Annotated in this window: 20 protein-coding genes; 9 read left to right on the forward strand and 11 right to left on the reverse strand. The window is 60.3% G+C overall.

Translation table 11 applies throughout. The features are described from left to right. Positions 1–155: 155 nt before the first annotated feature. Positions 156–380 (reverse strand): YgdI/YgdR family lipoprotein, encoded by a 225-nt coding sequence (locus ACA046_RS16205; RefSeq protein WP_076013508.1) that lies wholly within the window; start codon positions 378–380, stop codon positions 156–158. Positions 381–568: 188 nt separating this feature from the next. Between ACA046_RS16205 and ACA046_RS16210 the strand changes: the two genes are divergently transcribed. Together ACA046_RS16210 and ACA046_RS16215 are read left to right on the forward strand one after the other, a co-directional pair. Next, positions 569–2,218, forward strand: a complete 1,650-nt coding sequence (locus ACA046_RS16210) for a VRR-NUC domain-containing protein (protein WP_497674380.1) — start codon at positions 569–571, stop codon at positions 2,216–2,218. Further along, positions 2,215–4,503: an ATP-dependent DNA helicase gene (locus tag ACA046_RS16215; protein ID WP_497674381.1), complete on the forward strand. Its 2,289-nt coding sequence runs from the start codon at positions 2,215–2,217 to the stop codon at positions 4,501–4,503. Before ACA046_RS16210 ends, ACA046_RS16215 begins: the two co-directional genes overlap by 4 nt. Here ACA046_RS16215 and ACA046_RS16220 read toward each other — a convergent pair. Both ACA046_RS16220 and ACA046_RS16225 read right to left on the reverse strand, forming a co-directional pair. Further along, positions 4,463–5,671: a serine hydrolase domain-containing protein gene (locus ACA046_RS16220; RefSeq protein ID WP_459020954.1), complete on the reverse strand. Its 1,209-nt coding sequence runs from the start codon at positions 5,669–5,671 to the stop codon at positions 4,463–4,465. The genes ACA046_RS16215 and ACA046_RS16220 overlap by 41 nt on opposite strands. A gap of 58 nt (positions 5,672–5,729) precedes the next feature. Beyond that, positions 5,730–6,689 carry an oxidoreductase gene (locus ACA046_RS16225; RefSeq protein ID WP_497674382.1) on the reverse strand — a complete coding sequence of 320 codons (960 nt, stop codon included), beginning with the start codon at positions 6,687–6,689 and terminating at the stop codon, positions 5,730–5,732. A gap of 99 nt (positions 6,690–6,788) precedes the next feature. On the opposite strand from ACA046_RS16225, the gene ACA046_RS16230 reads away from it, so the two are divergent. Beyond that, positions 6,789–7,694, forward strand: coding sequence for an AraC family transcriptional regulator (locus ACA046_RS16230; protein WP_459020950.1), 906 nt, complete (start codon positions 6,789–6,791; stop codon positions 7,692–7,694). Positions 7,695–7,700: 6 nt separating this feature from the next. On the opposite strand, the gene ACA046_RS16235 is transcribed toward ACA046_RS16230, so the two are convergent. The 4 genes from ACA046_RS16235 to ACA046_RS16250 form a co-directional block, all read right to left on the reverse strand. Further along, positions 7,701–8,489 (reverse strand): hypothetical protein, encoded by a 789-nt coding sequence (locus ACA046_RS16235; RefSeq protein ID WP_497674383.1) that lies wholly within the window; start codon positions 8,487–8,489, stop codon positions 7,701–7,703. After that, positions 8,446–9,525, reverse strand: coding sequence for a hypothetical protein (locus tag ACA046_RS16240; RefSeq protein ID WP_497674384.1), 1,080 nt, complete (start codon positions 9,523–9,525; stop codon positions 8,446–8,448). Before ACA046_RS16240 ends, ACA046_RS16235 begins: the two co-directional genes overlap by 44 nt. A gap of 179 nt (positions 9,526–9,704) precedes the next feature. Further along, complete coding sequence (locus ACA046_RS16245) at positions 9,705–10,595, reverse strand: hypothetical protein (RefSeq protein ID WP_497674385.1); 891 nt, start codon at positions 10,593–10,595, stop codon at positions 9,705–9,707. Then, positions 10,573–11,166 carry a hypothetical protein gene (locus ACA046_RS16250; RefSeq protein ID WP_497674386.1) on the reverse strand — a complete coding sequence of 198 codons (594 nt, stop codon included), beginning with the start codon at positions 11,164–11,166 and terminating at the stop codon, positions 10,573–10,575. The genes ACA046_RS16245 and ACA046_RS16250 overlap by 23 nt, the downstream gene beginning before the upstream one ends. A gap of 213 nt (positions 11,167–11,379) precedes the next feature. Here ACA046_RS16250 and ACA046_RS16255 point away from each other — a divergent pair, with 213 nt between their 5' ends. Genes ACA046_RS16255 through ACA046_RS16265 form a run of 3 tightly spaced genes read left to right on the forward strand, consistent with a single transcriptional unit; the run spans position 11,380 to position 14,624 of the window. Further along, positions 11,380–14,277 carry a hypothetical protein gene (locus ACA046_RS16255; protein ID WP_497674387.1) on the forward strand — a complete coding sequence of 966 codons (2,898 nt, stop codon included), beginning with the start codon at positions 11,380–11,382 and terminating at the stop codon, positions 14,275–14,277. Between the two features lie 37 nt (positions 14,278–14,314). After that, complete coding sequence (locus ACA046_RS16260) at positions 14,315–14,479, forward strand: hypothetical protein (protein ID WP_497674388.1); 165 nt, start codon at positions 14,315–14,317, stop codon at positions 14,477–14,479. Next, positions 14,466–14,624, forward strand: coding sequence for a hypothetical protein (locus ACA046_RS16265; RefSeq protein ID WP_497674389.1), 159 nt, complete (start codon positions 14,466–14,468; stop codon positions 14,622–14,624). Before ACA046_RS16260 ends, ACA046_RS16265 begins: the two co-directional genes overlap by 14 nt. A 42-nt stretch (positions 14,625–14,666) precedes the next feature. Here the strand turns inward: ACA046_RS16265 and ACA046_RS16270 are convergent, their stop codons facing one another. Together ACA046_RS16270 and ACA046_RS16275 are read right to left on the reverse strand one after the other, a co-directional pair. Then, entirely contained in the window at positions 14,667–16,124 is a 1,458-nt protein-coding gene (locus ACA046_RS16270) for a sensor histidine kinase (protein WP_497674390.1), read from the reverse strand. Then, positions 16,121–16,831 (reverse strand): response regulator transcription factor, encoded by a 711-nt coding sequence (locus ACA046_RS16275; RefSeq protein ID WP_497674391.1) that lies wholly within the window; start codon positions 16,829–16,831, stop codon positions 16,121–16,123. Before ACA046_RS16275 ends, ACA046_RS16270 begins: the two co-directional genes overlap by 4 nt. 301 nt (positions 16,832–17,132) lie before the next feature. On the opposite strand from ACA046_RS16275, the gene msrB reads away from it, so the two are divergent. From msrB to msrA, 3 genes are all read left to right on the forward strand, one after another. Continuing rightward, positions 17,133–17,645: a peptide-methionine (R)-S-oxide reductase MsrB gene (msrB, locus tag ACA046_RS16280; RefSeq protein ID WP_497674392.1), complete on the forward strand. Its 513-nt coding sequence runs from the start codon at positions 17,133–17,135 to the stop codon at positions 17,643–17,645. Positions 17,646–17,674: 29 nt separating this feature from the next. Then, a complete protein-coding gene (locus ACA046_RS16285; RefSeq protein ID WP_497674393.1) occupies positions 17,675–19,432 on the forward strand; it encodes a cytochrome c biogenesis protein DipZ in 1,758 nt (585 codons plus the stop codon). Between the two features lie 145 nt (positions 19,433–19,577). Next, positions 19,578–20,273, forward strand: a complete 696-nt coding sequence (gene msrA, locus ACA046_RS16290; RefSeq protein WP_497674394.1) for a peptide-methionine (S)-S-oxide reductase MsrA — start codon at positions 19,578–19,580, stop codon at positions 20,271–20,273. Positions 20,274–20,363: 90 nt separating this feature from the next. Here msrA and ACA046_RS16295 read toward each other — a convergent pair whose 3' ends face one another. Then, positions 20,364–20,789, reverse strand: a complete 426-nt coding sequence (locus tag ACA046_RS16295) for a nuclear transport factor 2 family protein (protein WP_459020920.1) — start codon at positions 20,787–20,789, stop codon at positions 20,364–20,366. Between the two features lie 110 nt (positions 20,790–20,899). After that, positions 20,900–21,850, reverse strand: a complete 951-nt coding sequence (locus ACA046_RS16300) for an alpha-E domain-containing protein (RefSeq protein WP_078742360.1) — start codon at positions 21,848–21,850, stop codon at positions 20,900–20,902. Positions 21,851–21,852: the final 2 nt, after the last annotated feature.

Genomic DNA, 21,852 nt, shown 5'->3' on the forward strand with positions numbered 1-21,852 from the left:
CGCTGCTTCTGTGGGAGCTGTCGAGCCTTGGCGAGGCTGCGATGGGATCGCTACGGTGTACCTGGCAGACCGAGTTGCCTGCATCGCGGGCAAGCCCGGCTCCCACAGGGCAGTGCATTGCAAAGAAAGGTGGGAGCCAATTGGCTCCCACTTTTTTATTTTTCCTTCATCACGGTTGCGACGTCATCGGCCTTGACGCGAATACGCTTGCCGGCGATGTCGGTGAATTCGTAGAAACCATCGGCCGTTTTCGCGTTGGGCACGTCCTTGGTCAAATATTGGGTGCCGTTCTGCAAGGTCACCACGGTCTGTGTGGAGCAACCGGCCAATGCCAGCAACGTGAACATACCCACCGCCAGACCCAAATTCTTCATGCTCATAACCCTTACCTTGATCCTTCGAAAACCCCGCGCCTGAGCGGTCGGGGGAAACATATTTTATGTGGCTGACAGCCATCTGATCATTATTACGCAAAAAGTTGCGTGTGCCTTTGATCTATTACTGATTGCAACAGCCGGCCAGGGACGGCACTCTGTATGCATAACCAGTGTTTGATCCCGTGCCTGACATGTCCAATCCCCTTGAAGACCCGCTCTATTACCTGCATAACTTCCGCCAAGTACTCGATTGGCTGGGGCAGCGGTATGCCGATTTACTGGCCCCGGACGAAGAGCATTTCATTCAGCAATTTGACAGCTTGCCGCAGCCGTCCCAGGCCTTGCTGGTGCGCATGGTGATGCGCAAGGGCGCGCATTTCCGTGCAGGCAAGCTCAATTATGTCGAAATCGGCGCGGTGCACGAGGCGGTGATGCCGTTGCTGGAGCAGGGTTGGGTGACCGATCAATGCCTGTTGTCGTTCGGCGAGCTGTTTGGCCTGTTGCAGAAAGCGGAAATCCTTGCGGCGTTCAAACCCTGGATCGAGCAACCCAGGGCCAAAAAGGCAGATTGGCTGGCGTCGCTGTCAACGCAGTTTTGTGAACCGCGTCACTTCCAGCACTGGTGCCCGGACCTAGCCGATCAGCTTTACAGCCTCACCGTGATGGACCTGTGCGACCGCCTGCGGCTGATGTTCTTCGGCAATCTCTATCAGGACTGGTCGGAGTTTGTGCTGGCGGACCTGGGGATTTTTACTTACGAAAAGGTCGAGTTCTGCGCCGAATCCCGTGGATTGCGCAGCCGTGACGACGTGCACGGCTTTCTGTTTCTGCACCAGTGCCAACAGGCTTTTGAAGCGGGCGAGGCACTGGATGACGTGCTGGAACAAATCGCTACTCTGCACACCGACAACCCGTGGCTGGAAAAACGTCGGGCCAAGCTGTTGTTCCAGGTGGGCCAGTACTGCGAGCGCAGTACCGAGCTGGCCCTGGCCGAGGCGATCTACCGGGGCTGCACCTATCCCGGCGCACGCGCACGCCTGATCCGGGTGCTGGAACGCCAGGAAAACTTCGCCCAGGCGATGCGCCTGGCCCGTGAAGCACAGCTGGCTCCGGAGAGCGCATCCGAGCAGCAGCACCTGTTGCGTGTGATACCCAGGCTGCGGCGCAAACTTGGCGAGCCGGCGATGCCCAAGGTAAAACCCCGGGCTATCGTGCGCCTGGACCTTGAGCTGCCGGCCCCGGACCCGGTGATGTCGGTGGAGTATTGCGTGCAGGCCCACTTGAGCGACCACGGTGCGCCGGTGCATTACGTCGAGAACACGCTGATCAATTCGTTGTTTGGACTGCTGTGCTGGCCGGCGATTTTCGCGCCGTTGCCGGGGTCGTTTTTCCACCCGTTCCAGCGCGGCCCCGTGGACCTGCACAGCGAAGACTTCCATCAGCGGCGCGCCGAGCTGTTTGCCGAGTGTCTGGACCAACTGGGTGATGAGCGCTACAAGCGCACCATCCGCCAGCGGTACGTGGACAAATGGGGTATTCAGTCGCCCTTCGTGTTCTGGAACGTGCTCAGCGAAGAACTGCTCGACCAGGCCCTCGATTGCCTGCCCGCCGCACACCTGCGCCATTGGTTCGAGCGCCTGCTGCTGGACATCCGCGCCAACCGCGCCGGCATGCCCGACCTGATCCAGTTCTGGCCTGAGGAAAAAACCTACCGCATGATCGAAGTCAAAGGCCCCGGCGATCGCCTGCAAGACAACCAGCTGCGCTGGCTGGAGTTCTGCGGCGAACACCAGATGCCCGTGACCGTCTGTTATGTGCGCTGGGCGGAGCAGGCGGCTTGAACTACAGCGTCGCGGTGCGTGCGCTGTGTGAATTCACCGCCAAGGTCGGCGACCTCGACCTGCGTTTTACCCCGTCTCCCAGCGCCCAGGAAGGGATTGCCGGCCACCGCACGGTGGCTTCGCGGCGCAGCGCCCACTACCAGAATGAAGTCGCGCTGGAAGGTGAATACCCGCAGTTGAAAGTCCGGGGCAGGGCGGATGGCTACGACCCGGACCGCAACCAGCTGGAAGAGGTGAAAACCTATCGTGGCGACCTCGACAAGCAGCCGGCCAACCATCGGCAACTGCACTGGGCCCAGGTCAAGGTCTACGGCTGGTTGATGTGCCAGAAGCTCGGGTTGTCGGAGATTGTCCTGGCGCTGGTGTATTTCGACATTGTTGGCGAGCACGAAACGCTGCTTAGCCACCGTTTTCAGGCTGCTGACCTGCAGGATTTCTTCAACCAGCAATGCACACTGTTCCTCGGCTGGGCCGAACAGGAAATGCACCAGCGCGAAGCCCGCAACGCCGCAGCAACGGCCCTGGGCTTTCCTCATGCAGCGTTTCGCCCCGGCCAGCGTTCCCTCGCGGAAACCGTCTACAAGGCCGTCAGCACCGGCCGCTGCCTGATGGCCCAGGCGCCCACCGGTATCGGCAAGACCGTCGGCACGATTTTCCCGATGCTCAAGGCCCTGGCGCCCCAGCAACTGGACAAGGTGTTCTTCCTCACGGCCAAGACCCCGGGCCGCAAATTGGCGCTGGACGCCGCGCAAGTGCTGTACGACAGCAGCCCGGATTTGCCGCTGCGGGTGCTGGAACTGGTGGCGCGGGACAAGGCCTGCGAGCATCTCGACAAAGCCTGTCACGGCGACTCGTGCCCACTGGCCAAGGGTTTTTATGACCGCTTGCCGGCTGCCCGTGAAGCCGCATCCAGGGTGCGCCTGCTGGACCAGCGCAACCTGCGGGAAGTCGCCCTGGCCCATGACGTCTGCCCCTATTACCTCAGCCAGGAAATGGCGCGCTGGACCGACGTGGTGGTCGCCGACTACAACTATTACTTTGATTTTGGCGCAATGCTGCTCGGCCTGGCGCAGCTCAACCAGTGGCGGGTCGCGGTGCTGGTGGACGAAGCCCATAACCTGGTGGAGCGCGGCCGTTCGATGTACAGCGCGGCCCTCGACCAGTACACGCTCAAAACCCTGCGGGAAATTGCGCCCGAGCCGCTGAAAAAGTCCCTGCAACGCCTGAATCGTGAGTGGAACGCCCTGCACAAGGAACAAGTCGCGCCGTATCAGGCGTACGCGCAAAAGCCCGACAAACTGCTGCACGCCCTGAGCCTGTGCACCAGCGCCATGGGTGAATATTTCAACGACCATCCCGAAGCGCTCAATGGCGAGCTGCAGGCGTTCTATTTCGAGGCCTTGCAGTTTGCCAAGGTCGCCGAGCTGTTCAACGAACACTTCATCTTCGACATCAGCAAACGCGAGCTCAGTGGCAAACGCAGCGCATCGAACCTGTGCCTGCGCAACGTGGTGCCTGCCGAATTCATTCGGCCCCGGCTGACGGCGGCCCGCAGCAGCGTGCTGTTTTCCGCGACCTTGAGCCCACGGCATTACTACGCGGACTTACTGGGAATGCCGCCCGACACCGCGTGGGTCGATGTGGAATCGCCGTTCAAGGCCGAGCAGCTGCAGGTGCATATCGTCGACCGGATCTCCACCCGGTTTGTCCATCGCCAAGCGTCCCTGGAACCTATCGTCGAGCTGATCGCTGCGCAGTTTGCGCAGCAGCCGGGCAACTACCTGGCGTTCTTCAGCAGCTTCGATTACTTGCAGCAAGTGGCGCAATTGCTCGCTGAGCGACACCCGCAGATCCCGCTGTGGCAACAGTCCAGGGGCATGGCCGAGGCCGAACGTCAGGCGTTTCTCGAGCAGTTCACCCAGCACAGCCGGGGCATCGGTTTTGCCGTGCTGGGCGGAGCGTTCGGCGAAGGCATCGACCTGCCGGGAAGCCGGCTGATCGGCGCGTTTATCGCCACCCTGGGCCTGGCGCAACTGAACCCGGTGAATGAGCAACTCAAACTGCGGATGGGCGCGATTTTCGGTGCCGGTTACGACTACACCTACTTGTACCCTGGCATCCAGAAGGTGGTGCAAGCCGCGGGGCGGGTGATTCGCAGCCAGCAGGACCGGGGCGTGGTGATGCTGATCGATGACCGTTTTGGCGAGGCACGGGTGCGGCAGCTGTTGCCGCGCTGGTGGTCGATCACTGCGGCGGATACACCGCATCCCGCAGTTGGTGGGTGAACAGACCGGACATGCCTTCATAAGCCGTATTGGTCAGTGCAACCACCGTGAGCTTTTGCAGCGGGTCGACGAACCAGCTGTGACCGTAGGCGCCGCCCCATTCGAAGGTGCCCCGGGATTGCGGTGTGCCGGTCAGCGCGGGGTCATTCAGCACGGCCCAGCCATAACCGAAGCCCCAACCCGGGTCCTGGGTTTGCACCTTGGCGCCGACGTGATCGGTGACCATCAACTGCACGCTTTGTGCAGACAGTATCGGTGCGCCGCCCTGGCGAATGGTTTCCAGGAACCGCGCAACATCACCTGCCGTCCCGGCCATGCCGGCGCCGCCGGAAGGGTAGGCATGGGGATCGAGAATTCGCCGCACATCAAACAGCGCAGTGCTGTTGCCCGAGGTGATGGTGGCCTTGTCGACCATGCGCAGCGGCTGCGGCGATCCGTCCTGATACGCTGCGGAGAGGCGATTTATATCCGTTACCGAAAACTCGGTATCGGTTAGCCCGAGCGGTCCGGTCACTGACTCGCGGACCAATACCGGCAGGCTCTGGCCTGACGCCTTTTCCAGTACCGCACCCAGCACATCGGTGGCCATCGAGTACTGCCAGCCCTTGCCCGGCGGGTAACTCAGGGGCACGCTGGCGATGCGCTTCAGATTCTCGGCAAAGCTGATCTCGGGCTCGCCCAGACCATCGGAAACCCCGGCGGTGCGGTAGGGGCCGCGGGTACTTTCCAGGAATCCATAGCTCAGGCCAGCGGTGTGGTTAAGCAACTGGCTGACGGTGATCACCGGGGTGGTGCCATCCGCCAGCTTGGGATTGAAGTCGGGAAGCCAGCGGCTGACCGGATCGTCCAGGCCCAAGCGACCTTGTTCCACCAGGTGCATCGCGGCGGCGGAGACCAGCGGTTTGGTCACCGATGCCAGGCGAAAGATCGTGTCCTCTGTCATCGGGCGCCCGGCTTCGCGGTCCGCCAGGCCGGCAGCACGGTGATAAACCAGCTGCCCGTCCCGCAGCACCAGCACCACGGTGCCCACCAGGCGATTGTCGGCAATGGCACTGTCGACCACCGCATCCACGCGCTTGGCGAGCAGCGGGTCGTGGCTGTCGGCGCAGGCGAGGGTGGCGCAAAGGGAGGCGGCAAGGGGCACGAGGTAACTGGCAGGAGGCTGCATGGTTCAGGTCGCTCATTGGCAGTGCATGACTGCCAAATATGAACGCTGGGGTCCCGGACTACAACGTGACATTGCACAACTGCTGACTCACTGCCCATAAGCGTTCGGCCTGCTCCGGGTCGACAGCCCAGGGCCATACGCCGTTACGGCTGGTGTCATCCTGCGACCAAGCGGCCACATCGCAATCTTCGCAGTAGAGTCCGCCCATGCCCTCCAGTTGCGGGCTGACAGCGCACCACACCGAGGTCGCGGCGCCTTGCTCGGGGCTCTTGTAGTGACTGGCGCGGCGGATATCGCCGTGCTCATCCAGTGCGCCGACGAATGCCAGGTCGTCCTTGTTCAGGTAACGGATCAAGTCGGTGAGGATTTCTCCCGGGTGCACGGAAAATGCGCGCACCCCCTCGGCTTTACCTCGTCGGTCCAGTGCTACCGCGAACAGTGCATTGGCGGTTTTTGATTGGCCGTAAGCGAGCCACTTGTCATAGGGGCGGTGTTCAAATTGCGGGTCATCGAAATGCACAGGGCTAAGACGATGGCCAAGGGACGATACCGAAACCACTCGTGCGCCATTAGCCTCACGCAGCGCCGGCCACAACCGGCCGGTTAGCTGGAAGTGGCCCAGGTGGTTGGTGGCGAACTGCGCTTCGAGACCTCGCGCATCCCGTTGCAGTGGTGTGGCCATGATTCCGGCGCTATTGATCAGAAGGTTCAATGCCCGGCCGCTGGCGAGGAAGTTTTCGGCAAAACGGTCGATGGAAATCGGGTCGAGTAAATCCAGGCTGGCGTGTTCAACACCGATGATGCCCGAGAGGTTGCGTTCGGCCTTTTCAGGATCCCGCGCGGGAACGATTACCTGCGCACCCGCGCCGACCAACACGCGCACTGTTTCCAGGCCAATGCCGGAGTAGCCACCGGTGACAATCACCGTCTTGCCTCGCAAATCGCTGCCCGCCAAGGCTTGCTGGGCGGTAGTGCCGGCATCGAAGCTGCTGCCAATTGGGGTTTGTTTGTCAGCCATGAAAGATCTCCTTATGGGAGGCCTAGAGTCTCTCGCTGGAGACCGGACGCGGAATGCCCTAGAGTCCGTGTTTCTGTCGCGATCGTCCGGAGCTTTTTTATGGATACCCTTTCCGATGTGCTGGCACTGTTAAAAAGCCATCGATCGACCTTCGCCGGCCTGAAGGCTGGAGGCACCTGGGCCATTAACTTTGCGGCGCCGGATGGCATCAAGTTCAACGCGGTGGTGGAGGGCAGTTGCTGGCTGGAAGTGGAAGGGCTGGCAGTACCGATACGCTTGTATGAGGGAGATTGTTTCCTGTTGACCCAGTCACGCCCGTGGAGGCTGTCCAGCAATCTGTCCCCTGAAGGGCTCGATGCACGTGAGGTGTATGCCGATGCGGTGGGAGGCATCGCCACGGTGGGTGCCACGGTGGATCTGTTCTTGATCGGCGGACGATTTATCTACGGGGACGACGCCCGACTGTTGCTGGATAGCCTGCCGCCGGTGCTGCGGGTAAGCGCCAACTCCGAACAGGCTGCCGTATTGCGCTGGTGCCTGGACCGCCTGGCCAGGGAATACGCGAGTCCGTTACAGGGCGCGGCGCTGATGACCGAGCATTTGGCGCAAATGATGTTGGTGCAGATCCTGCGGCTTTATCAATCTTCCATAGGCGCGCATACCACGGGCTGGTTGGGAGCGTTAAACGACCCAAGGTTGGCGCCGGTGCTGCGGGAAATTCACGCAGCACCAGCCCGGCGCTGGACGTTGAGTGAAATGGCCGGGCTTGCGAGCCAATCCCGCTCCACCTTTGCCTTGCACTTCAAACAACGGGTGGGGTTGGCGCCACAGGAATACCTGACTCGGTGGCGCATGCATCTGGCAGTGCAAGCCTTGAAGGCCAGCGACAACAGCGTGTCCACGATCGGCCAGTCCCTGGGTTATCAGTCAGACAGCGCCTTCAGCAATGCTTTCAAGCGTGTGATGGCGTGTTCTCCCCGGGAATATCGCGAGCGAACTGCATAAACCGTATTACCCCATTTCCCACACCTGCAGCTTCGAGTAACGGGGGAGCTGTCCGTTTCGATCGAGGCTGTAATACACCTTCACGATTTCGCCCAATTGAAGATCATCCACTGATATCGTGATGCGCATCGCCCGGCCGGCCGTGTCTGCGTTCAGGGTGGTGGTTACGGTGGTTCTCGACTGGCTGGCAATCCATTGCAAGGTCACAGTGTCACCGGGTGCGGTCTCGGTGAACGGCAAGATAACCGTCACCTGGTGCTGGGCCTGCGCATGCTCAACCTGCGCCTGGGGCAGACGAATCACGGGTTCACCCACCTGCAACTCCAGGCGAAGGGACTCATGAACGGGCAAGGGGTCAATGCGTTCGTAATACAGTTCGGTGAGCTGGTTAGCGAGCGTTTTGAGTTGCTCTCCACCCACCGTCAGCACGATGGTGCGATCTTCCGGAATCTCGTCCAGCGTGTGTTCCTGGGCGTAGATCGTTGTATCTGCCTCCCATACCAGGCGTACCTGCACCGGTGCATCCCAGCCAGCGGGCGCAGTGAACACCACGGTGGCCTTGGCGGTATTCGGGTCAAGACGACCCCCTTCCGCCTCCAGAACCTGAGGCGCCGACCATGGACTGCCTGCGCCGCGCACACCGATCCGGGTGGGTCTCGCTGCCAGTACCTGCTCGAGAGAGGGCGGCTCGATCAGTACGGCGTCGAGGTCGACATTAACCCACGTTATGGGTGACCAATTAGTGTCCGACTCAGGGTCCATATTCACTGCCGGGAAATTGCCAACGGCATCCATTACCTGCATTGCTACGGGGGTAGCTGACTTCCACTCTGCCGCCAGCACATGCGCGGACCTTTTCATTGGGTATGAAGAAGTCTTCCTCTCTGCCTTCATGCTCAATGGGAATGTACTTTTCCTCCAATACAATGCCGCCCAGCTTCGGATAGCCACGGTAAGTCACATAGTAGGTATGACCAGTGGGACCTTGAAAAGGAGGCAGGTAGAGTTGTACATGCAAAGGCTTGCCATCCAGCCGCTCAAGGTCGATAAAACCTGCAACATCCTGGGTATTGAAAATAGGTGCAGCCAGCGTGGCGCGATCAAGGTCTATCAGCACCGAAATGCTCCCTGACCGAGGGGTGGAAACATTGCCGACCAAGTCAGCCACACTAAAACTCACCAGTCGGCTGTTGCCGTTACCGGCCTCAACAACACCATCACGGGAGATTGTTATCTCTGTCTGTTTACCGACACCCGAGACCTGCTGACGCGGCGCATTGTAGTTGCCGAACTTCAACGCGATCAGATCTCCGCTATCCATATTTGGATAGGGATCGACGGTGACCTTTACCAGCCGGGATTGAAACTCGCGAATTTCGAGGTAGTTAGGCTTTAAGTGGAGTTCGGAGTGGCCCGGGATAATCTGATTTTTGTCGTTGCCTGCCGGGCTGGTTTTTTTGACCCGTACGTTCAAAGGGTTGGAGGTGTCGGAGCCTGGACCGCCTTCGTAATGCACCACGTACCCCAGCATCACGCTCCCCTCGGGCAGGCTACTGCTGGGAATCGCAAACGCGAAGCTGTCGTCCGCCTCTTCTCCCGGCATCAGCGTTTTTTCTGCCAGGACATTCAAGCCTGGCATCGAAACAACCTGGATTTTGTCCTTAGGCTTCGTCGCCCAGTTTTTGTACACGATCACGGTCAGGCCATGGGTCAGTAACCTTAGGGGGATCCCGCCGTCATAGTTTCCAAACCCCGGTGACATGCCAGGGATGAACAGTTGATCAAGGAACTTGGGTTTAGCCTCGGATGTCTTGGCTTTTTTCGTAGGCATGGCGTTCTCCGTTTCAGGCAGTGGGTACGCGTCACAGGAACCGTTCCTGGCTTTGGGCTTATCAAATACCTGCCGTGGACGGTTGGCTACTGTCAGAATTAACAGGTTCCGACGAATGGTATTAACCGGCGTTCAGACGAATAAAATCCGCACTTGGGCTTGGTGCGATGAGCGTACCTTCAACCGATTTGCACTCGCTGGCGCACAGACTCGTTCAAATCCAGGGACCGAGCCCTGACCTGCGCAGACTCATACACGTAATAAAGTTCCGGGCTGAAGCCGTCGAATCGTTCAAGGTCGTTGCGATAGATCAAGCGCCTGATTGGCGCGCCATCGGCCCATGACGTCCCCACGACACGCCGCTCGCTGAACACGATGGTTTCGTTGAGTGACTTCACATACCGCAGGATGACGGTGATGCTGTCTGTCGGCCTGCACCATGGGTACCAGGGGATACTCACGATCGCCGAGTCCGGTATGGGGGCCACGACGTGCCCTGGGTATCGTTCAAAAAATGCAGCCGCCAGGCGCACGACCGACCCCCTCACGCGGGCGAAGGTTTTTTGCGACACCAGGTCTGCTGGTTCCGTGCGTGTGCGCAGGAGGAAGCTGGTTTCGATCTTGCCCCCGGCAGCGGCGCGTACCACGCTGTAGGGCACCGGGTGATTGACGGGCACCCCGGCCCTGACGATTTCTTCAAACCCCCGGTACGCGACCACGCCCCCCAGTGGTGGGTAGGCGCGGAACGAGATGTCATACAGGTCCCCCGGTTTGCCGACCTGGGCAGAGGTGTACAACTCAAGTTTCAAGCTCTCGCCGTTGAGCCGATCCGGGTCTATGTAGCCCAGCGGGTCATCCGTGATGATGGCCGGGCCGTCGGGTTTTGCACCCGCCAGGTCGACAACCACCTCCAGGTACCTTGAGCTTTGTACGGATGGGTTGCCGACCAGGTCGACCGGATAAAAGTTAACCAGCAAGCTATAGCTGTCACCCGCCTCGACGATCTGCGCGTGGCTGATGGAGATGTGGGTCTGCTGCCCGGCGCCCTCAACCGGTTGCAGGATGGTCAAGCCCCCCCCACTGGAAGTGAATGACGTCTTGCGCATGCATGTTCGGATAAGGCTCGATCGTCGCGGTGACGCCCCGGGCGGCTTCGGGTGGGTAGATTTGCAGGGCTGACAGGCTGAATGAGAGCGCTGGGTGTCCCTCCGGCAGGTGACCGCTGTCCGGGCCACCGGGTAAGTCGGTTTTGATCAGCACGTGCAGGGGCAGGGAATGCTGGGCAGGACTGCCGTCGGCACGATGCAGCACGTAGCCCAGTTTGATCTCACCGTCGGGCAGTTCTGTTTGCGGCAGGCTAAAGAAAAAATGCTGTTGCAACTCATCCCCGGGACCCAGTTGTTTGAAGGCCATGGCCCGGATGTTGAAGGGGTCTATTTGTTCGCCAACGGTGATCATGTCCCCCGGCTGGGCATCCCACGTCTTGTTGACCTGTGCCGTCAGCCCGGAGGCAAACAGCCACTTGGGTAACCCGCCGTCATAGCCTGGAACGTTCTGGCTCATACCGGGAATAACCAACCTTTCAAGGGCCTGGGACGCAGGCGACAGGTTGGGCGATGCAATCGGGTTTTGACTTGGCATGGCCAGTCTCCTGTTCGGGCGATGGAGCGTCTTGGGTGTTATCAGACACCCCCGAACGGCGCCTGGCTACTGTCAGAATTCACAGGTAGCGCCAAACGTTTTTTTGGGCACCCTGTGAATTCTGACAGTAGCCAGGGCTTTTTTTTTGGCGCTGAATTGGCCGCAACGATTGCTCGACTGCGAGCAGATTTGAACCCGACCAGGAGCCTCGCCATGCCTAATTCACCGCTGCCCCGCGAGCAGTTACCCGCGGTGATAATTCCCCGCATGCATCCCCGGATTGAGGGTGATGTGGAGAGGGCCGATGGCGGCATTGGCCTGCGGCATATCGAGCACCCGCTGGTGGTGTTTATCCGACGGCCTGACAACAGCCCGATGGGGACGGTGTTTGAGCTGTATTGGGGGGACTCTTTTTGGCCCGTAGCGACTAACTTCATTCGTCCGGGGGACGACACGCTGACCCATATTCCGTTCACGGTACCTGCTCACCGCATCGGCGAGTCGTGGGCTGATCCGGTGTATGCCGTCGTCGTACGTCGGGGTCAGGAGAGCAAGACCGAGAGCTTGCGCCTGCGGGTCAGCCGGCATCGACCTGGCGGGCGCGATCCCAACTACGACTTGCCAGGGCACCAGAACCTGGTGTTTGAGCTGCCACCTGATGTGTTACTGGATGGGATCAGCGATGAGCGAGCCCTCAAGGGGGTCGAAGTCACCTTCCGCTATTGGGAGAACATGGCCGCTTACGACCTCATCATTTTCGCCTGGGGTACCCAAACAATCGAGCGGAGGGTCGAGCCTCACGAGGTAAAAACTGATATTCGCATCACCGTTAATTACCCAACCATCGTCGATGGCGGTAACGGTGAAGCGGTTATTGTGGCGTTCCAAGTGATGGGGCCTACCGGCAACTACCCGGATGAATGGGCGCCCTGGTCAGCACCGAACTGGGTAAACGTGCACCTGAATACCGAGCGTCTTGAGGCACCTTGGGTGATATTTCCCGACACAGAGCGGGATATCGACCTGGCGCAGCTGGACGGCAGGGATGTAAAAATCGGCGTACATATCAGTGCTTCAGACGCCAGCGCTTACTCGCTTGTAACCCTTGTCTGGTCCGGAACAAACAGCACAGGGGGCGCTGTTCCGGGGATCCTGAGCAAGGGGATATCCGGCGCGGGTTCCTATGAGTTTGTTATCGATCATGAGTTGGTCGCCGCCAATGCCCAAGGCCGCGCGGTGGTGTACTACTTGCTGCAAGCGGCAGGGAAGAATGACAAACCCTCCTATAACCGCCACTTGCGAATCACCGGCGAAGTCAGTCACTGGCACGCCCCGACGATTGATCAACAGACCGGCGACTACCTGGCGCCCGACCTGGTTAACGCCACCGTAAGATTTCCAACCCGCGCCAGCTGGGCAGGCGAGGGGCAGGTCGAAGTGATATGGATAACCTCCAACTCCGATGACACCATCGAGCATACGACCGATCCTCAAACACCGCCCCTCGAAGGGGGAATGACGTTTTCAGTACCCGGCGCTGACCTCATGCGTTTTGATGGATACCTCATCGAGGTGTATTACGTCTTCACCCGGCCGGGTGAAACACCTCAGGAATCTGCGCGGTTGACCGTGCAAGTGGGTGAGCCGGTGCGTGACATGCCCGCACCCCAGGTCCAAAACGCGTTCAATGGCCAGTTGAGTCCCGACGAAATTGCTGACTACATCAAGGTCACTGCGCCCTTCGCCGACACCCGACGTTCCGATTGGATTACGCTCTTTTGGATCGGGCCGTTCGCGAGCACGAGCGTTAAGGTTCAAGTCGGTCAGGACAGCCAGTCCACCGAACACGACATTCGGCGCGATTTCGCGATACCCAACCTGGACCAGCGGGTGAGGGCCTTCTACAGCCTGGAGCGCAACGGGCAAAAGACCCGCTATTCCCACGTCACCCCCGTGCAGATTTTCCGCGGGTTGGGCGAATTGCCTGCGCCGAGCTTGCTTGATGCCGCCATGGTCAGATCAGGCAGTGCGACCCTAGCGCCACTGGATGTACTGGAGGGCACTCAATTAGTGGTGCGCTACGTCGGTATGCGTGCAAGCGACACCATCCAAGTGACCATGAAAGGTACTCCGGGTGCCGGTTCGCCATTGATCCCGAGCCGACCAGGTAACAATGAAATCGGGACGGTTGGGTTCGATATTCACCGGGCAGCGATTGCGGCCAACATTGGCAACAGGGATAAAACAATCACGTTTGATTACACGGTGACTCGAGGCGGTGAAACCAAATCGTCGCAGACGTTGACGGTTACGCTTACCCCCATGCCAACCAACAGACTGCCAGCACCGATGATCAACAGGCTACCCGATGGGGCGGGCGTGGTGGTTGCAGATTTCAACCAAGCGACACGTTGGGGTATCGAGGCGTATCCATTCCAGACGGCCAACGGGCAACGTATCTGGTTGAGCTATGTAGGGACGAACTCCGGTAATCAGACGACTACTCACGAGCCGTTGGTGGGGGGACTTAATCGCCAGGCGGCGGGCTACGAGGACGATCCGCGCAATAGCTGGTTCAGCACACTCAAACAAGGTTCTTTACTGCGCATTGAAGTACGCATCGGCTTTGACATAGGCACTACCAATAAGGCGCAGGCGGTACTTCTTCCTGTTACGACGTACCTCGTAAGCTCAAAATTTATCGACGTGACCACGTTTAATGATTACGACATGAATGGCTGGCGGGAGGAGGGCGGGAGCCGTACGGGGGAAATTATTGCTGAAAACGGACTCGTCGTTTTTCGCACAAATCTAGATAACGTCTCTTCGGCGTCGACTCGATTGGTGAAGGAATACTTTGCTTTGGCGCCCGGTTATTACACGATATCGGGTGCCATTAAGGGTTCGGGTTCTGGCAAGTGGAGTGGCCGTTTTTCTGTTAACTGGGACGATAGCTTCGCAAACTTCCCCGTGCTTCATCCAGGGTGGTCCCTCTTTTCATTAAACAAGCGATACGTTCCTGGGCCTCCGATACGGTTTACTATTGAAATCACCGCAGTGGACCCACCCTTTACCCTGCTGATCGATAACATCACGTTCGAAAGGATTTGAGTTCGGCGCCCGATGGAACCCAACGAGGAGCCTCGCGATGACCACGCCCCGTCTACCCGCCGACCTGCTACCTCCCGTTGACATTCCACTGCTTCAGCCGCCCATTCCCGGTGACGTCGATGCTGCCGATGGCGACATCGGCCTGCGGCATGTCGACAACATCCTCGAGTCGTGGGCCGATCCGGTGTATGCCAAAGTCTAGCGACGAAACCGAGCGCCTGCGGCTACGGGTCAACCTGCAGCGACCTGGTGGGCGTGATCCCGATGACGAGAAGCCCGGGCATCAGTGGCTGGTCTACGAACTGCCCCCGGATGTGTTGATCGATATTTACCCGCGTGGTGTTTAACGCCTTTGTGAAATAAATGAAAGCGGCCCAATCCAGGCCGCTTTAATGTCGGCGTAAAAGAGAAAACCTAAACGTCGCCCCACATCCAGGCACATCCACCAACCCAATCTCACACCCATGCAACTGCAATATCCGATGCACAATCCGCAATCCCAACCCCCCATCCCGCCGTGCACCACCAATGGTGAACGCCCGCAGGAATAGTCCCTCACGCAGTTCAGCATCAATCCCCGGCCCACTGTCACTGACGGTTACTTCAACCCGATCCCCTCTGGGCGCAAGCGTGACCTGAATATCCCCGTTCACCGGCGTATGTCGCAACGCGTTATCCAACAGGTTGGTCAGCACCCGCTCAATCAACCCCAGGTCCGCAAACACCGTCGGTACCTGCGGTGGCAAGCTGGCACTCAAGGTGATGCCGCGTGCCTCGGCCGTCAGTTCGAACTTCTGAAAGATGTCCTGCACCAAATCCGGCAGGGAAAACCCTTCGATCACCGGCTGCACAAACCCGTGCTCCAGGCGCACCAGTTCCAGCAGCGATTGCGCCAGGCCGCCGACCTTGCGGCTTTGGTCCAGTGCAATGCCCAGGTAACGTCGGCGGTCTTCCGGGCTCAGGCTGGCGTCTTTCAGCGACAGGGTTTCCAGGTAGCCATGCAGCGAGGCCAGCGGCGTGCGCAGGTCGTGGGAGATGTTGGCGACCATCTCGCGACGTTCCTGGTCCTGGTGGGTGAGGGCACGCCATTGTTCGCCCAGGCGGTTTTCCATCTGGTTGAAGGCCTGGTCGAGCACGGCGATTTCGTCCTGGCTCGACGGGGCAGTGGCCACGGGCTGCTCGACTTTTGGCGCACCGTTGATATCGAACTGGCCGACTTTCTCGGTCAGCAGGCGCAGTGGCCGGGTGATCCAGGCGAAGGCGGTCAAGCCGGCCAGCAAACACAGGAGCGCTACCAGGGCAATGGACCACAGCGCGATATTCAGGGCCACGCTGGTGGCGTCCTGGGCGTCGAACAGGTCATGGGCCTCGCCCAGCAGCACCACGTACAGGTAGCCGGTTTGCTGGCCATTGACCTTGAGCGGTGCGGCGCTGAAGACCTTGAGCCCGTCGACGCTGCGTGGGTCATCGCCCACGATCGGCAACCGGGCACCGCTGAGGAATCGGCGGATCGGTTCCAGGTTCACCTGGTCACGGCGCAAGTGCCCGCTGGGCGCGGCATTGCCCACCACCCGGCCATTGATGTCCAGCAGGTACACCTCGACACTCGGGTTAACCAGCATCAACTGGCTGAACAGGTTGCGCACTGCATCGGGCTTCAGGCCGTCGGCGTCCATCAATTGAGTATCTCGGGCGATATGTGCCGCGAGGTCGCGGGACAGGCCTTGCACAACTTCCAGTTCATGCATGTGGTTGGAGCGCACTTGCAGCCAGGCCGACGTGCCGCTGCAAATCAGCAGCAACAGCGCGAACACCAGGGACAGGCGCTGGGTAAGGGTCAGCCTCATGCCGATTGCTCGGCAAATTTGTAGCCACGGCCCCACACCGTGAGGATGCGCGCCGGGTTGGCCGGGTCGGCCTCGACCTTGGCCCGCAGGCGATTGATATGGGTGTTGACCGTGTGTTCGTAGCCCTCGTGACTGTAGCCCCACACGGCATTGAGCAGGTCCATGCGCGAGAACACTTTGCCCGGCTGGCGCGCGAAGAAATACAGCAGGTCGAACTCCCGTGGCGTGAGGTCCAGGCGCTGGCTTTGCAGGGTGGCTTCGCGGGTCAGGGGGTTGATAAACAACTGGCCGAGGTCGAGGCTGCCGGCGTCCATCTTGAGGTTACGGGCCATGGCATCTACCCGGCGCAGCAAGGCTTTGACCCGTGCCACCAACTCGGGCATCGAGAATGGTTTGGACAGGTAGTCGTCGGCCCCCAGCTCCAGGCCAAGGATGCGGTGCAATTCACTGGAGCGGGCGCTGGTGATGATGATCGGCGTGTAGCGCGTCATGGCACGGGCGCGGCGGCAGATCTCCAGGCCGTCGACACCGGGCAGCATCAGGTCGAGGATCAACGCATCCCAACCGCCTTGTTCCAGCAGTTGCACGGCCTCGTTACCGTCCGCGCTGTGCACCACCTCGAACTGCTCGTCGCGCAGGTGCAGGCAGATCAAATCGGCAATGTGCGCATCGTCCTCGACCACCAGGACACGTTTGGGCTGATCCATTGGCAAAACCTTTTCTCGTGATTCGCGCATTGTGCGGGTTTTGCAACAGTGTAGTTATCACGAATTGTTTAACTCTGCGTGAGGATTCCGCGACCAGCCGGGGCCTAACCTTCACACATCGCAATGGCAAAAAAGCACGCAACCCCATTGTGGCGAGGGAGCTTGCTCCCGCTGGGTCGCGAAGCGGCCCTAAAAAACCGGGAGCGCTGCGCACTCCAGCGGGAGCAAGCTCCCTCGCCACAGACTGTTTGTCAGCCCTAGGGGGTTCGCCAGCCATCAGCACTTGTGTGAGGAGAAAGTCATGTATACGCGTCGACAAATGCTGCTGGCCGGCGGCGGCCTCGGGCTTGCGGTAATCGCCGGTGGCCTGCTGCAAAAAATCAACGCCGGGCCCGCCCTGATCGCCGAAGCCGAAGCCGCCGAACATTTCGACGTCAGCCACACCGACGCCGAATGGCGCACCCTGCTGACCGCCGAGCAATACGCGATCCTGCGGGAGCAGGGCACCGAACGCCCCTACAGCAGCGCCCTCAACAGTGAACACCGCAACGGCACTTTCGCCTGCGCCGGTTGCGCATTTCCGCTGTATGCCTCAACCACCAAATTTGAAAGCCACACCGGCTGGCCGAGTTTCTGGCAACCCCTGGAAAACGCCGTGGCCAGCCACGTCGACACTTCCTTCGGTGTGGAACGCAAGGAAATCCATTGCCGGCGCTGCGGCGGTCATCAGGGCCATGTGTTCGATGACGGCTCGGCACCCACCGGCCTGCGCTATTGCATGAACGGCGCAGCCATGACGTTCACCGCGGCTTAATTCGATGTCTTCTTATAAAGGAATACCCCATGTGGCTTTTGGTTCTCGCCTATCTGGGCGGCGTGCTGACGATTGTCAGCCCGTGCATCCTGCCGGTTCTGCCTTTTGTCTTCGCTCGCACCGGGCAGCCGTTTTTGCGCAGTGGCTTGCCGCTGCTGCTGGGGATGGCGATGACGTTCGCCCTGGTCGCCTCGCTCGCGGCAGTGGGCGGCGGTTGGGTGGTGCAAGTCAATCAGTACGGTCGCTGGCTCGCGTTGCTGTTTGTTGCGCTATTCGGGCTGACCTTGCTGCTGCCCAGTCTGTCCGAACGCCTGACCCGGCCACTGGTGGCGGCGGGCAGTCGCCTGTCGGAAGCCGCCGGGGCCGATTCGCGGCCTCGCCCGGGCGCTTCGTTCCTGATCGGCGTGGCCACCGGGTTGCTGTGGGCACCGTGCGCCGGGCCTATCCTGGGGCTGGTGCTGACGGGCGCCGCGCTGCAAGGCGCCAGTATCGGCACTACCTTGCTCTTGCTGGCCTACGCGGCAGGCGCTGCCACCTCCCTGGCCTTGGCGCTGCTGGTCGGCGGTAAAGTCTTCGGCTTCATGAAGCGTTCGCTGGGCGCCGGTGAATGGCTGCGCCGTGGCCTGGGTGCGTTGATGCTGGCGGGTGTGGCGGCGATTGCCCTGGGCCTGGACACTGGCATCCTTGCACGCTTGTCGACGGCGTCGACGGGTGGCCTGGAGCAAAGCCTGGTGGAAAAACTCAGCGCCAAGCCTGAACAAAAGAGCGGGGCGATGATGGCCGGCGGCGCGATGATGGCTGCCAATCACAGCGACACGCTGCCGGTGGAAGGCCAGTTGCCGGCGCTGGAGGGCGCCGTGCAATGGCTCAACTCCGAGCCACTGACCGCCGAGGCGTTGAAGGGCAAGGTGGTGCTGGTGGATTTCTGGACCTACTCCTGCATCAACTGCCTGCGCACCTTGCCGTACGTCAAGGCCTGGGCCGAGAAGTACCGCGACCAGGGCCTGGTGGTGATCGGTGTGCACGCCCCGGAATTCGCCTTCGAGCGCGATGTGAACAACGTCACCAAGGCCATGAAAGACCTGGGCATCACCTACCCGGTGGCCATCGACAACAACTACAAGATCTGGCGCGCCTTCAACAACCAGTACTGGCCGGCGCACTACTTTGCCGATGCCAAGGGCCAGATTCGCTACCACCATTTTGGCGAGGGTGATTACGCCGAGTCCGAGCGGGTTATCCAGCAACTGCTGCGTGAAGCCGGTGCCACCAAGGTCGCAGGCGGCTTGATCGAAGCTGATGCCAAGGGCATCCAGGCCGCACCGGACATGAACGAAGTGCAATCGCCGGAAACCTACCTGGGTTTCCAGCGTGCAGAGAATTTTGTCTCCACTGGCACGTTGGCTACCGACAAGGTCGCCCACTACCCGGTAGCCGGCAATCTCGCGCTGAATAACTGGACCCTGGAAGGCCAATGGAACGTCGGCGGCCAGCAAGCCACCCTCGCGGCGGCCAACGGCAAGATCGTCTACCGCTTCCATGCCCGTGACCTGCACCTGGTGCTGGGCCCTGGCGCCGACGGCAAGCCGGTGCGTTTCAAAGTGACTATTGACGGCCAGGCGCCAGCGGATGCCCACGGTACCGACGTCGCGCCGGATGGCAGTGGCACGGTGACCGAACAGCGCTTGTACCAGCTTGTGCGTCAGCCGGGCGCGGTCAAGGACCGGACCTTCACCATTGAGTTTCTTGATCCGCAAGTGGCGGCCTACGCCTTCACGTTCGGCTAACCGATAGCGAAATTTTGAATGGTTAACCCGATCAATGTGGGGGCTGGCTTGCCTGCGATAGCGATGTTGAATTCACCACCGCCATCGCAGGCAAGCCAGCTCCCACAATTGACCGTGTTTATTCTGATGTTTCGGAGTGACTGAGATGAAACTGATTAAGTACTTACCAGCCCTTGCGTTCGCCGCCTTTGTCGGTCACAGCTCGGCGTTCTCCTTCGGCCCGTCAGACGACGCGGTGGTGATTGCGCCACCGGCCATGGACCTGCCGGCTGACTCCAACAACCTGCAAACCGCGGTGTTTGCCGGCGGCTGCTTCTGGGGTGTGCAGGGCGTATTCCAGCATGTGCAAGGAGTGAAGAACGCCGTCTCCGGCTATGACGGCGGCGCGGCCAGCACCGCCCAATACGACAGCGTCAGCGGCGGCGATACCGGCCATGCCGAATCCGTCGCTGTGACCTACGACCCGAGCAAGGTCAGCTACGGCAAGCTGCTGCAGATCTACTTCTCGGTGGCCCACAACCCCACGGAACTCAACCGCCAGGGCCCGGACAGCGGCACGCAGTACCGCTCGGCGATCTTCGCCCAGAACGCCGAACAGCAAAAAGTCGCCCAGGCCTACATCGCCCAACTCGACGCCGTCAAAGCCTTCGACAAGCCGATCGTGACCCAGATCGAAACGGGCAAAGCCTTCTACCCGGCGGAGTCCTACCACCAGGACTTCCTGACGGAAAACCCGTCCTACCCCTACATCGTGATCAACGACCTGCCCAAGGTGGCACAGCTGAAAAAACTGTTCCCCGACCAATACCGCGCAGAACCGGTGCTGGTAAAAAACCAGTAGGAGCGAACTTGCTCGCGAAGGTCGTTAACGATAACGCTTGCTGTCTGGATAGGAGCGGCGCCTTCAGATTTTTCGCGAGCAAGCTCGCTCCTACACTTTGGCCAGGTAGGGCGCCAGGCGCCGGCCCATTTCCTCACCCAGGGCTTGCAGCCCGCTCAAGGGGCGGATCATCACTTCAAACTCGATGATCTGCCCTTGTTCGTTAAAGCGTATCAAGTCGATGCCCTTGAGCTGCTTGTCACCCACCCGCGCGCTGAATTCCAGCACCACGCTTTGGCCGTCGGCGGTCGCCAGCTCACGGTGGTAGGTGAAGTCTTCAAATACCTTGAACACGGTGTTAAGGATCATCGACACCACAGGCGCGCCGGGGTAGGGCGTGTGGGCCATGGGCGAGCGGAAGACTGCGTCGGGGGCCAGTAATTCGGGGAGGGCCTTGAGGTCACCGGCAACGAGCATGGCGTGCCAGCGCTTGAGGCTGTGGGCAGCTTGCGGAGATAACTTCAATTCGTCGGACATCATCGGCACCTGTTCTTATGATTGGCGGGGCGTTGCACCCCACCAACATAAGAGCGGCACCAAGGCCGGATCAATGATCCAAAATGACAGTTATATGATTGAGTCGCACATCAGACGACTTCCAGGTACGAGCTGTGAATCGCCCGCGCCAACTCCCGCACCGTATCGATAAAATCCGTCAGGCGGCTGTGCAACCCGTCCTCCAGAATCTCATCAATCCCGGTATACCTCAGCCGCGCCTCAAACTCGGCCGCCAAACGCTGGGCCGTGCGCCCATAACTTCCCGGCAAGTCCGCCAGGATATGGCTCAACTCTTCAATACACGCATGCAGCGAGCGCGGTACATCACTGCGTAACAGCAGCAACTCCGACACCGACCGCGCGTTCAACGCATTCGGGTACAGCTCGGTATACGCCTCGAACGACGACAATGCCCGCAGCAGCGCACTCCACTGGTAATAGCCGCGTGCCGAAAGGTCGCTGACCTCTTCGGACTCCTCGCCAAACATCTCGTACCGCGCATCCAGCAGGCGCAACGTGTTATCCGCCCGCTCGACAAACGTGCCCAGCCGGATAAACCGATACGCGTCATTGCGCATAATCGTCCCGGAGGTCGCCCCACGAAACAGGTGCGAACGCTGCTTCACCCAGTCGCAAAAGTGGCTGATGCCATGGCGCGCCAGGCCGCCGGCGGCAATGCTGCGCATCTCCAGCCAGGTGGCGTTGAGGTTTTCCCACATGTCGGCGGTGATCCGTCCGCGTACGGCATGGGCATTACCGCGAGCAGCCCGCAGGCAGTTGTAGATACTGGCCGGGTTTTCCTCGTCTAGGGCGAAAAAGTGCAACATGCGCTCGGCGTCCAACTGCTTATGGCGCTCGAGGTAGCTTTCCAGGGTGCCGCTGCTGAGCAGCGACATGGCCAACTCGTCGAGCCCGTCACTGCGCCCGGCCTGGGGCATCAAAGACAATGAATAACTGACTTCGAGCATGCGGGCCAGGTTCTCGGCGCGCTCCAGGTAACGGGACATCCAATACAGATCTGCGGCGGTTCTACTCAGCATAC

The sequence above is a fragment of the Pseudomonas sp. LBUM1641 genome (assembly GCF_059716235.1).

Excerpts from the sequence above, each read along its gene's own strand:
- ACA046_RS16205 (WP_076013508.1), bottom strand. The coding sequence starts at position 380 with ATGAGCATGAAGAATTTGGGTCTGGCGGTGGGTATGTTCACGTTGCTG.
- ACA046_RS16210 (WP_497674380.1), top strand. The coding sequence starts at position 569 with ATGTCCAATCCCCTTGAAGACCCGCTCTATTACCTGCATAACTTCCGC.
- ACA046_RS16220 (WP_459020954.1), bottom strand. The coding sequence starts at position 5,671 with ATGCAGCCTCCTGCCAGTTACCTCGTGCCCCTTGCCGCCTCCCTTTGC.
- ACA046_RS16225 (WP_497674382.1), bottom strand. The coding sequence starts at position 6,689 with ATGGCTGACAAACAAACCCCAATTGGCAGCAGCTTCGATGCCGGCACT.
- ACA046_RS16230 (WP_459020950.1), top strand. The coding sequence starts at position 6,789 with ATGGATACCCTTTCCGATGTGCTGGCACTGTTAAAAAGCCATCGATCG.
- ACA046_RS16235 (WP_497674383.1), bottom strand. The coding sequence starts at position 8,489 with ATGGATGCCGTTGGCAATTTCCCGGCAGTGAATATGGACCCTGAGTCG.
- ACA046_RS16240 (WP_497674384.1), bottom strand. The coding sequence starts at position 9,525 with ATGCCTACGAAAAAAGCCAAGACATCCGAGGCTAAACCCAAGTTCCTT.
- ACA046_RS16250 (WP_497674386.1), bottom strand. The coding sequence starts at position 11,166 with ATGCCAAGTCAAAACCCGATTGCATCGCCCAACCTGTCGCCTGCGTCC.
- ACA046_RS16255 (WP_497674387.1), top strand. The coding sequence starts at position 11,380 with ATGCCTAATTCACCGCTGCCCCGCGAGCAGTTACCCGCGGTGATAATT.
- ACA046_RS16260 (WP_497674388.1), top strand. The coding sequence starts at position 14,315 with ATGACCACGCCCCGTCTACCCGCCGACCTGCTACCTCCCGTTGACATT.
- ACA046_RS16265 (WP_497674389.1), top strand. The coding sequence starts at position 14,466 with ATGCCAAAGTCTAGCGACGAAACCGAGCGCCTGCGGCTACGGGTCAAC.
- ACA046_RS16270 (WP_497674390.1), bottom strand. The coding sequence starts at position 16,124 with ATGAGGCTGACCCTTACCCAGCGCCTGTCCCTGGTGTTCGCGCTGTTG.
- ACA046_RS16275 (WP_497674391.1), bottom strand. The coding sequence starts at position 16,831 with ATGGATCAGCCCAAACGTGTCCTGGTGGTCGAGGACGATGCGCACATT.
- msrB (WP_497674392.1), top strand. The coding sequence starts at position 17,133 with ATGTATACGCGTCGACAAATGCTGCTGGCCGGCGGCGGCCTCGGGCTT.
- ACA046_RS16285 (WP_497674393.1), top strand. The coding sequence starts at position 17,675 with ATGTGGCTTTTGGTTCTCGCCTATCTGGGCGGCGTGCTGACGATTGTC.
- msrA (WP_497674394.1), top strand. The coding sequence starts at position 19,578 with ATGAAACTGATTAAGTACTTACCAGCCCTTGCGTTCGCCGCCTTTGTC.
- ACA046_RS16295 (WP_459020920.1), bottom strand. The coding sequence starts at position 20,789 with ATGTCCGACGAATTGAAGTTATCTCCGCAAGCTGCCCACAGCCTCAAG.
- ACA046_RS16300 (WP_078742360.1), bottom strand. The coding sequence starts at position 21,850 with ATGCTGAGTAGAACCGCCGCAGATCTGTATTGGATGTCCCGTTACCTG.